This is a genomic window from Neobacillus pocheonensis (assembly GCF_050477905.1).
GTDB lineage: Bacteria > Bacillota > Bacilli > Bacillales > Cytobacillaceae > Neobacillus > Neobacillus pocheonensis_A.
In genome coordinates this window covers 19,265-30,596 of the sequence record NZ_JBCNAD010000067.1, presented here as the reverse complement: position 1 = coordinate 30,596, position 11,332 = coordinate 19,265, and the positions used below count along the sequence as shown (strand labels likewise).

Here is an 11,332-nt window from a genome sequence, read left to right as displayed (position 1 = left end):
GACTAAGATTGAGAGATTCTTCATTTTGGAAAATCACCTACATATATTTAATATCATTAATTATAAAATAAAAAGGCAGTTGAAGGTTCAATTCAATTGAACTTTCAACTGCCTTTTTTGGAATTGGACTTTTTCAGTGCCCTCGTAATGACAGTGGCTCATTTTTTTATGAAAAGAATAATCTATTGATTTTTGTTAAAAAACATGGGGTTAATTTGCCAATTACTTATAAGGGAATAATCGTACCTTTAATTTGGGAATGGTACTTTTTTAATATTAATAAATAGTTAAAAAGTATGACTAAATGGGAAAATGAGTATTGACAGTAAATAAATGGCAATCTCCAATTGTAGCATGATGTATTCTACATCCATAGATTAATAGTTCATTATGTCTAAAAATAAACAGCGATAGAATATTTGATATTCTTCTTGATTGTTTAGGAGGTTTTATTTATGGATATTTTGACAACCAAGGAGATAGCAGAAAAGCTGAATGTTAACGAAGAAACCGTACGGAGATGGATTAGGGACGGTAAATTGGATGCAGAAGACCTAGGTAAGGGGTATGGATATAGAGTTAGTTCAAAAGAACTAGAAAGATTTCTTACCGAACATAAAGGTTGGACAAGAGCTGTTTCTAGCGCAATCACTGGCACTACAATGGGTGCAGCTGTAGGTTCATTAATACCTGGGGTTGGTACTTTACTAGGATCAGCTTTGGGTCTGGCAGTTGGCAGCTTATTTGAGAAGACAATGGTGTTTTTAAACGATGATAAATTAGATCCTAAGAATGTGGAGAAAATGCGCTTTGAATTAGTAGTGAAAAAACTTTCTTTAGAAAAAGAAATACTAGAATTAGAGGCGAAAATAAGCTCACACCAACATGAACTGACATTATTAAAGCATGAATTAAAAACAATAAACGAACTGCTGCCCGTTGTTGAGAATAAATTACAGAAATAAGAATAAAGGGACTACTTTTTGGTAGGGTTCAATTTGACTAATATAATGTGCACTCTTTTCGAGGAGGTCAACTAAGAATAATGAATGAAATTGAATATGCGAAAAAGATCAATAGTATTTTACATAATGACGAAATTACCAAAAAATATTTCCAGAACTACATCATTGATTTGCGTTCTCGGCTTGAACGATGGACGGATAGGACCATTCGAATTGGACTTATTGGAGTAACAAGCAGCGGTAAATCAACATTATTGAATGCTTTATTGGGGGATAATATTTTACCCACTGCAGTACGGCCAAGCTCCGGCTCAATCATTGTTTGTTCAAAAGGTTCAACGACAAGTGCAGAAATTGTGTTTGAGGATGATCGGATTGAAAAGGTAAATGAATACAATATTGTGGCAGCACTAAAAAAATACGGGGACGAGGATTTAAACAAGGGCAACCGCTATAAAGTTAAAGAAATACGATTAAAGTCGAGGCATTTTTTACTGCCAAATGATGTGCAAATTATTGATAGCCCGGGACTTGATGCGTTTGGTCTTGAGCGCCATGATGAATTGACATTATCAACCCTTTTACCTACTATCGACCTTTGCTTATATACAGTTACCTTAAAAACAAACTCTGATGATACGACAAGACGGATTCTGAGCCAAATACATGATTTACATAAGCCAATGATCATTGTACAAAACATGCTGGACTCGATTGAGCCTAAACTAGGAAGAAATGGCCGGGTTGAAAAATCACGGAAAATGATAGCGGATGAGCACCTAGCACGTACGAAACGTATATTAGATGCCATTGACCCGAAGCTGCATGAAATAGTCCAAATTGTTCAGGTATCAGCGAAACGTGCAGTGGATGGACGCAGGGAAAGTAATGCTCAAAAGATTAAGGAATCCCAAATCGCCAATCTAATACAGACGGTTCAATCCTATCAAGAAAAAATGGGTCCTCAATTATTCCATACCCGGGGAAATAACTTAAAGAGCTTCATTCAATCAATTTTAGACGAAGAAAAAAACTTATCTGGTAATCGGGCATCGTTTGACCAACAAATCCGACAAATGGAGCTTCGTCTCGAAGAAAACCTTAATTCATCACAGGAAATGCAGGATATTCTAACACGGAAAAGGCTTGAACTTCAAAAAACCTTGGCGAATTTTAAAAGTGGAATTTCTTCTGCTATACAACAAATTGATAATTTAAGAATTAATGATTTATTGAAAGCAAAATCCATTTTAAGTGACATTAAGGCAAGGTCTAGCAATATAGAGGACCAATTTTTACAATCAATGCGTACAATGAACTCTGAAGTTACAGTCTTTATGGATAAGCTCGGCTTCAATCTCGGAGAAATGATTCGCTCAATCGCGGTCCGTTCCACCAAGCAAAATGCACAGAACTATTTTGAATTGAAGTCAACCACGAAACAGAGGCGCGTCAGAGTAGAATCAAGTGGCTTTTCAGGGAAAACCAAACGTTTTTTCGGCTCCATTTTCAATAAGGAATGGGGATATGAATACGTTAATGATTCAGTAGAAGAGTTGGATAAGCCCCAAATGGTACGTAATCTTCGTTTGAACAAAGCTTTAACCATGCGCTATCCCAAAAGCTAAAAGAATGGGAGAACCAATTACAAAGTGCGATGGCGGAATTCCATAATTTGCAGATTGAGCAAAAGGCTGCGTTACAGGAGAAGAAAAAACATCGAAATGAATTGAATAACCTGAAATTTTTAATTGAAAAGTTACAGCAGTTGGACACATCTTTGGAGAAAGATTTGAAGGATAACAAAAGAGTCATATACCAAAACGCATTGAAATTTAAAAACGAAAAAAGGATTGTCCAATCTGGCAAGATGGTTCAAATGGAACTTGATGAAATGACCTATCGGTTCTATGAAATGAGCAATCAAATCTTACAATCCATTTTCCAAAAATGTACAAAGCATGTCGAGACATTAAATCGACTTAGCAGAGAGCATCAACAAAACGTTCTTTTAGGGTGGGATGATTTAGCGTTAGCACAATTTTCACAACGCTTTTTCAATACACCATTAACGAATGATGAACAAAAAATCCTGCCTAATAAAGGGTTGCTGGTGAAGGAGAACCTCCTTATTGTGTACGAAATAAAGTTATCGAGGGAGAAAAGAACCGAACTTGAGTATATCATGCAGCAAATCCGCTTTAATGTCTATGTTTTAACGAATGTTGTACAAGCTGGGCAAGCAAAATTGCAACTCGCCGAGAGCAAGATTTTAAGTTTGCCAATTTTACGTCAGAGTGTTTGTAATCTAGTAATGCAGTCCTTTAAAGAGTTTCTGGAAAATGGTGCATATGATGAAGTGGTCGACATTGTCGCTGAATTTAAACAATTGACCATCTTTAAAAAAGGTGAGGTGTTGGTGAATGATGCCAGCCCATTATTTTCAATCATGCATTTACACTTGGACCATTCGAAAGCGATTGTGCATGATTCCACACAACTAACGAAATACCTTCAACAAAAGATGTCGTATTTAATTGATTCTAGCTTGATGATGCATGCCTACAATCAATATTTAAATGCGCTGATGAAGCAAACTGGAGTGAAATGATATGGGAAAAACGTTAATGATAGAAATAGATGAGGCGACAAAGGGGATAATGAATGACCTACAGTCAAGTATTGCAGCCAATATCGAGGGGGGTGTATCCGCCGGGCTACACCGTCTGTCTGAAGAAACCCAAATCCAATTGTCGGCAATACAGTCCACACTTTCTACCCAACTATCCTCTTTAGAGGAAGGGATGACCAATACACAGAAGCCGATTACACGTCTTTCGCGCGATGTAGGGGATGTATTAAGTGTTATATCAAAATTAAAAATGACGCTTCAAGAAAAACTTGAAAAGGCCGAGCAAATCCAGGTTGATCAAATTCAAGCGCTAAACGAACAGATTGAGGCTAATGTTAATCTTGTTATTGAAAATCAACAAGCTTTGAAGGATGAATCCCTAAAGCAGATTAAAACTGAAATGGATAATGCCAATTCGAATCTAGCAAAAGACGTTGTTTTGATTAAACAAAGCTTTACCGAATTGGTAGAATTCGATTTAGCAACGCAGGAAACAATGAATGAAATGATATCGAGTTTAGCAGCCACTGTTGAGAGCGGTGTATCCCCCGGACTTCAACGTCTGTCTGAAGACACCCAAATCCAATTGACGGCTTTACAATCCACACTTTCTACCCAACTATCCTCGCTTAAGGAAGGGATGACCCATACACAAAAACCGATTACACGTCTTTCGCGCGATGTAGGGGATGTATTAAGTGTTATATCAAAATTAAAAACGACGCTCCAAGAAAAACTTGAAAAGGCCGAGCAAATTCAGGTTGATCAAATTCAATCGCTAAACGAACAGATTGAGGCTAATGTTAATTTTGTCATTGAAAATCAACAAGCTTTGAAGGATGAATCCCTAAAGCAGATTAAAACTGAATTGGATAGGACTAATACGAATCTAGCAGAAGAAGTGGCTATCCTTAATCAAAGCATTACTGAATTGCTAGAATTCGGTATAGCAACGCAGGGAACGTTGAATGAACTGAAATCGAGTTTGGCAGCCACTATTGAGGGTGGTGTATCCGCCGGACTGCGACATTTGTCTGAAGACATCCAAATGCAATTGACGTCATTGGAGTCCAGCATTACTACCCAACTGCTTCAGTCTGATTCCACTATGCAAAAGCAAATGAAGGAATTACAAAGATTCGATGCTAAGTACTCCACTGTTACAACTAAAATAGAAGCGCAATTAGATGTTCTTCAAAAAGGGCAGGAAGAATTCAAACAGCTTGCAACGGAACTAAAATTAAATCAGGTATCGTTGGAACAGCAATTGAATAATCAGCAAACCCAATTGGAATTGATGAAGAAGGAATTGATGGATGGACTTGATCAAAAGTCTATCTTACAAAAACTAAATGAGATACATAGGAAACTAGAGTACACAAATTTACCATTTTATAAAAAATGGTTTAAAAGAAAGGGTGTAGAAAAATGATACAAACTATGTTTGATGAACAGCGTGTTATAGAAATATTTAACCGTGTATTAGGCACACCTGATCCTGGTACTGGATTGTCATACATTGAAAACATACAGCACCGAATAAAAAACAGTAATACACAAGAGTTTTATGTACCGGTCCTCGGCATTCAGGGTACGGGTAAAAGTAGTTTTCTAAATGCTTTATTAATGAATGAGGTTACCTTACCTATCGATGTTGATGAGACAACCTGTGTACCTGTTGAAATTCGATATGGAAAAAAGGGTTCTCCCAGTATAGTCCATTTTGAAAATCGGTCGCCAGTATCTATTTCAAGTCTGCAGCAGCTCGAACAATACGTGCATAACGACTACAATCCAGGCAATGAAAAAAAGGTGAAGTTCATTCAAGTGTTTAAAGACGAACCGTTATTAAAGAATGGAATCGTGTTTGTTGACTTGCCCGGTGTTGGAAGCTTAACCCAAAGTAATATTAAAACAACCATGGATTATATTGAAAGGCTTTCTGCCGCTATCTTTATGCTTCGAACGGTACCACCTATCACTAAACAGGAAGCCAATTTCTTGAAAGCGGTTTGGCCAAAGCTTTCTAAGGCATGGTTTATTCAAAACCAATGGAATGATGAATCAAAAGTAGAAGTTGAGGACGGTAAAGCACACAACAATCAAGTTCTGGAAAAAATTCGCGATGCACATCATATGGACCACCCTATCGATGTTCGGATTATTAATGTCTATGCTGCCCTTAAAGGGAAGTTAATGAACGATCAAGATTTACGAGAAAAATCAGGACTAAAAGCATTTGAACTATTTTTCACATCGATTTCCAATTCTTGGTCTACCGTTCTTAAGGATGAATTAAAGAATCTAAAGCAAAAGGCATTTGCAGATTTGAAGGCCGCATTAGAAAAGGAAATCGAGCTTTACCAAAAAGGGCCGGAGGAGCATTATGAACAACTGCGGCGTGAAGAGGAAGAACTAGAGAAAATAATAGAAGAAAATAATCGGGTTCTTCGAATGTTGGAGAACATGCTATCGGATGAAAAAAGGGAATTACTAACCTACATAAAAAGAATCACGCGTGAAGGAAAGGAAAATTTGCGCGCAGATATGCAACGTATTATCAAAAGCAATGTTGTTGACGGTGACCGTTTGGCAACTGCCTTTAAGGATTGTCAAAAAGATGCAACCGATGATATTTTGGAAGCCTATTTAGAGGCAACAACTGAGTTGAAACTAAAGGTTGAAGAGTCCTTTAATCATCTTCATGTCAGGAATGCGAAGGGTTCTTTTGATTCATTCGAGAATATTTCGAAAGAGGAAAAATTTAAATTTGAAAAGGGCATTCCTAGTGCGCTTTCACTTGCTGGGGGGGTAGCTGTCCTATTACTTGCTTCGAATCCATTTGGCTGGGCAGCCCTTGGAGCGACCGCGGTCTTAACGGTAGCATTAAACTGGTTTGGTAACAAAGCCAAGCAATCGATTCAGGAGTCCCGCCAAAGTAAAACAATGGCTCAATTAGAGGAACCCATTGAAAACTTTAGAAGAAACCTAGAAACATCACTGACTGAACAATTAACAGGGTTTGTTTCATCTATTCGGAATACAGCGAAGAAGGTAAAAGAAGAGCAGGATAGGATGCTTGAGGAAAAGTATGAGGAACAACGGAAAATACGTTTTATGGAAATTGATGAATATAAAGCACAGGAGCATCAATTAAGGGATGATCTCGCTTATATCAAATCATTGGAGTTGAAGTGAAATGTCGTTACAACAAACCATGGATTCCATCCATCCTATTATCGAAAAAACAGGTGACCCAGAACTTTCGAAAATCTTTCAATTATTACAGGAACGGATAGATTACCCCGAAAGTTTTGTCACGCTTCTTGGCGAAACCAGTTCAGGAAAATCTTCGTTAATTAATGGGTTGCTGGATGAAGAAGTGCTACCTGTCTCTTCCAGCCCAACGACAGGGACTGTAGTTGAATTTCTTGAGGATGAACAGGAGACCGAAATCACTCATTATGCGTTACTAAGAAATGCTCGTCTTCGGCGGCTAACGAAGGAACAATTTCATCTTGAAACGAGAAAGCCTTCCCACGATGTCCTAAGATTACGTTTAAACCTTCCGAAAATGCCACATGGATTACAGGGAATGCGTCTTTTTGATACGCCTGGCTATGGCTCTATCCATGAGGAGCATGAGGAAGTGTTGAAGGAATTCATTCCGAACAGTGATGTTATTATTTATGTTGTCAATTATCGAGTAGGAATCGGTGAAAATGATGCGGAGTTTTTACATTATATTGAGCATTTCTTACAAGAGGATATTCGTTTCTTTTTAGTGATAAACCGGGTTCCGGAAAATGTTGCCGAAAAAGATGCCCGCATCCAAGAGATTATCAGTTATGCAAATGACTTATTGCATTCAAATGTGGATTATTTCATTGTCCGAAGCATTCCAGGTGATGGTGTAAAACTGCCAGCGGCGGACAATCTCTGGGCTTCAGTAAGGCAAGAGGTACAATCTGAGCAACGTAAACGTCATGTGGAAATGATTCTACAAAACTATCAAATTCAATTGCTTCAACAGGCTGAATACTACTGGCAGCAACAATTGATGATGGCAAAGGTGAGCGATGAAGAACTCGAAATACTTAAAAATTCGATTCATGAATTACAGCAAAAAAAAGAAGCAGCGGCCTTGCTCATCGATGAAACGTTTAATCGCTTAAAGCGTCAGCTTCCGAAACTTTTCACGGAGGCTCGTCGGAATATAAACGGCAACATAAAAAATGAAATTCAAAAAGCTAATAAATGGACATCGGCGGAAGAGTGCACAGGATATGTCGAGGCACATCTAATGCCACGATATGAAAAACTAGAACGAAGGAACATTTCTGATTTCATTGAGCTGGAGTTAACGGAGCTCAATAGGAAGCTTGAGGAGCTTGTCAATGAAGCAATTGTCAATTTTCAAACAGAGATTAGAATAATCAGTAATCATTTTGAGCCGATTGTAGAAAGTATTAGCCGGAAAGTTGCCCATCGGGCGACAGATGGCGCATTGAAAACCTTTTTAGCCCGATACGGTGGTCGTGGTGGAGCGGGGGCTGGTGTTGCGAATTTAGCCAAAAAAGGGCTCAAATATGCTGGGAAATTGGTCGGAAAGACTTTTTCTCGAGATACACACAATGCGCTAGCAGGTTTTCTAAAAAAAATAGGCGCGACATCGACTCGAAATTTATCGATTGCAGTCAGCCTTTTTATTGAAGGGGTTTTCTATGTAATCGAGGCTAATAGATGGCAAACACGCCTAATTGGCGAAGTCGGAAAAGGCACGGAGAAATGGGAGCAGGATACGATTAAGTCTGTATTAAAGGATTTGGAAGAATTACGAAGGGTCAATCATGAAAATATGGATGAAAACTTTGACGATTATTTAACCATGTTGAATTCAACTGACTTCCATCCGTTAAATGCTACTGATGTTCAACAATTGGAGAATAATATCCATGAAATTCAAGGACTGATATCCGATATCAAAAAGGAGCGTGTTGTGGTGTGACAGCGAGAAGGAGTCGATTACAGGTAGAGGAGCCAATGAATCAACTGAAAGAGCCGGCCTATACAGGCGAACTAATAACACCTGTAAAAACTAAGATAAATTCCAATCTTGAATTAAAAGAAATGGAAAATAACCATGCTATAGCCATGAAAAAGCTGGATGTTGCAACGGATGTCCTTCAAATTGGGAAGCAAATCATAAATATTTTACAAATTCGCGCTAACAGTGCTGCTAGGATAAGTGAAATCGATGCTGAAATTCGGAAACTTGAAAAAATCACTGACTATGAAATCGCTTTACGATGTCAAGATCGCGACGATATCCTCGCTAAGGGTAAAGTGGTAACGGATATTCTAAAGGAATTAACAACAGTTCTCTTTAATCAGCACCTTTCCACAGAAGATCGTAAAGCAGCAATGGAACTGTATAACGAAATCATCCCAAAGGTCTTGAAAAATGAATAGACTTGAAATTGTTAATTATATTTTAGAGCTTGTCAGTGCTAACGAGATGGAAAAGGCAGAACGGCTCATTCAACAAAAACTTCAAGAGCTTAAGCAGCGACAAGTATGCCATTTCCGAAATGAAATTACAGAAATCATAAAAATGATGAATCAAATTGATATGGAAATAATGCAATTTAAATTTAAAAAAATGCAGCTTGCCCGTCTATGCCCGGAAGCAATAATGTCTAGCTTAGAGGATTACATTACTGATTTGCACCAAAAAAGGAAACAACTATCAACGCAAAAATCGAAAATGGCAAAACAACAAGCTTATTGAAATTATTACTAGCTAGCTAGAAATGTCGGTTCCAAAATTTAGAAAATGGAACCGACATTTAAGAAGTAACTTTTTAATTGGACCGGGCAGGATTATTCTAAGTCCGGTTATTTTTTGATTTCCAATCCATGACTTTTATACTATTTTTCGAAACAGACCCTTTTAATAGATAAAAAGTCTTGCGAAAATTAGTTAACACCTATTTATTAGTTTGACCTAGACGATTTACAAAAGGAGTAATGGATATGAGTTCTGTATTAAAAACTTTAGATTTACAAGAATTTTTTGCAGTATGTCTTAAGCTTTCCGATAAATACGGATTGTCCGGGGATGCAATAAAAAAAGATTTAGAGGAGATGGCCTCCTTCCGGGTAACGACACCGATTATTGGCGGTTTCAGTACCGGGAAAAGTTCAATGATCAATGCGATTTTGGGTGAAACCCTGCTTAAAACTCAAATAACGGCTGAAACAGCTGTCCCTACTGAAATCTATTATGGAAAAAATCGCGTTTTTTATTATCAAAATGGACAAGTCCAAGAATTAAGAATTGAACAATTTATAGAAGAAGACATTGATACATATACTACCAAACTAGTAAAAATAGAATATAACCATGATTTCCTAAAACAAATCCCAAAAGTTAAAATCGTGGATATGCCGGGATTTGATTCAGGGATTGAACTACATAATAAGGCAATCGACCTATACCTGCCAAACAGCCTGGCATACATTGTTACCTTCAGTGCAGATGAACCCGTCATCAAGGAAAGCATTGCAAACTTTCTCAAAGAACTGAAGCTTCATGAAGTTCCTGTATATGTAGTGATTACCAAATGCGATAAAGTTTCAGCTGAAGAACTTGAAGAAAACATTCGGTATTTTAGAACAAATATCCCTGCATTATTGGGGATTAAGGATGTAAAAATCGCTTGCGTAAAGTCAAAAAGGGACAAAAATGTAGAGGAAGTCAAACAATTTCTAGCTGAGATTCAGCAAAAAAGTGAGCAAATCTTTGAGGAAAATTACTTTAGAAAATTAAAAAGTCATACCTCTTTGGTTGAAAAATACATTCAATCAAGACTGCATAACCATGAACTTTCTTCTTCAGAACTTGAACAAAAGGAAAAGGAATTGGAAAAAGAGGTTGCGGAAATTTCTTTAAAATTGGAAAAGGAAAAATCAAAGTTCGAAACCCAGCTTCAAAAATGTATCGACAGCATCAAAGTGAAAATCAGCTCAGATCTTTCTTCAAGCCAATCTACATTGGAGGCCATGATTTTAAATGGCAAGGATATTACTGAAAAGGTCAATTTCATTGTCAGAAGTGCAGTGATCGCGGGGATAAAGAGTGAATTTGAGCCAAAGCTTCAAATGCATTTAAAAAATGTTTCTGAGTTAATACAGATCAATGCCATCATGGATACAGAAATTAAAATCGATGATGTAAAAATAGCGACTGATACTATGGTCAAGGACCTCGTGGTCAAATCGCTCCCCGTTATTCTTGCTACCATTGGGGGCGTTATTGCTGGCGGTCCGATTGGGGCGATTATTGCCGGTGCCATAGGTATTTTCATAGAAAGTTTCTTTAAATCCAAACAAGAAAAAGAAAAACGTGAATTGGCTAAACAAAAGGTTGCAAGAGAATTGATTCCCCATATCGTTGATGTGGCTGGAAGTAATGTAGAAACAGAGTTGACCGCCTATCTTGACCAAGTCAATGAGGAAATTCAAGCGGATATTGAAAAGCAGAAGCAGTTGATGAAACAAGCACTTGCCGATGTGAAAAAGGAAAAACAGAAGGAAGAGGAGCTGCAAAAAGAGCAGTTACGTGAACTAACGCATGATTTAGGGAAAGTGAGAGAGATGGTTGATGGAATTTGAAGATCTCGAAGTTCAGTTTTCTAAGATTACTAAACAATTTAACCTTTCTCCTGTCAAC

9 protein-coding genes are annotated in these 11,332 nt (G+C 37.6%); all 9 read left to right on the top strand.

All coding sequences use genetic code 11. The annotated features are described in order from the left end of the window. Positions 1-455 precede the first annotated feature (455 nt). The 9 genes from ABES02_RS27710 to ABES02_RS27670 all read left to right on the top strand — a co-directional run bounded on the left by ABES02_RS27710 (position 456) and on the right by ABES02_RS27670 (position 11,274). A complete protein-coding gene (locus tag ABES02_RS27710) occupies positions 456-965 on the top strand; it encodes a helix-turn-helix domain-containing protein (RefSeq protein WP_430141031.1) in 510 nt (169 codons plus the stop codon). An 80-nt stretch (positions 966-1,045) separates the two neighbouring features. After that, positions 1,046-2,593 carry a dynamin family protein gene (locus ABES02_RS27705; protein WP_430141030.1) on the top strand — a complete coding sequence of 516 codons (1,548 nt, stop codon included), beginning with the start codon at positions 1,046-1,048 and terminating at the stop codon, positions 2,591-2,593. 47 nt (positions 2,594-2,640) lie between these two features. After that, positions 2,641-3,576, top strand: coding sequence for a hypothetical protein (locus ABES02_RS27700; protein ID WP_430141029.1), 936 nt, complete (start codon positions 2,641-2,643; stop codon positions 3,574-3,576). 1 nt (position 3,577) lies between these two features. Then, positions 3,578-5,029 (top strand): hypothetical protein, encoded by a 1,452-nt coding sequence (locus ABES02_RS27695; protein ID WP_430141028.1) that lies wholly within the window; start codon positions 3,578-3,580, stop codon positions 5,027-5,029. Beyond that, on the top strand, positions 5,026-6,795 hold the full coding sequence (locus ABES02_RS27690) for a dynamin family protein (RefSeq protein WP_430141026.1): 1,770 nt from the start codon (positions 5,026-5,028) through the stop codon (positions 6,793-6,795). Before ABES02_RS27695 ends, ABES02_RS27690 begins: the two co-directional genes overlap by 4 nt. Before the next feature lies 1 nt (position 6,796). After that, positions 6,797-8,605 carry a dynamin family protein gene (locus ABES02_RS27685; RefSeq protein WP_430141025.1) on the top strand — a complete coding sequence of 603 codons (1,809 nt, stop codon included), beginning with the start codon at positions 6,797-6,799 and terminating at the stop codon, positions 8,603-8,605. Positions 8,606-8,640: 35 nt separating this feature from the next. After that, a complete protein-coding gene (locus ABES02_RS27680; protein ID WP_430141024.1) occupies positions 8,641-9,069 on the top strand; it encodes a hypothetical protein in 429 nt (142 codons plus the stop codon). Beyond that, positions 9,062-9,388 (top strand): hypothetical protein, encoded by a 327-nt coding sequence (locus ABES02_RS27675; protein WP_430141023.1) that lies wholly within the window; start codon positions 9,062-9,064, stop codon positions 9,386-9,388. Before ABES02_RS27680 ends, ABES02_RS27675 begins: the two co-directional genes overlap by 8 nt. 245 nt (positions 9,389-9,633) lie before the next feature. After that, positions 9,634-11,274: a dynamin family protein gene (locus ABES02_RS27670; RefSeq protein ID WP_430141022.1), complete on the top strand. Its 1,641-nt coding sequence runs from the start codon at positions 9,634-9,636 to the stop codon at positions 11,272-11,274. The last annotated feature ends 58 nt before the right edge of the window (positions 11,275-11,332 follow it).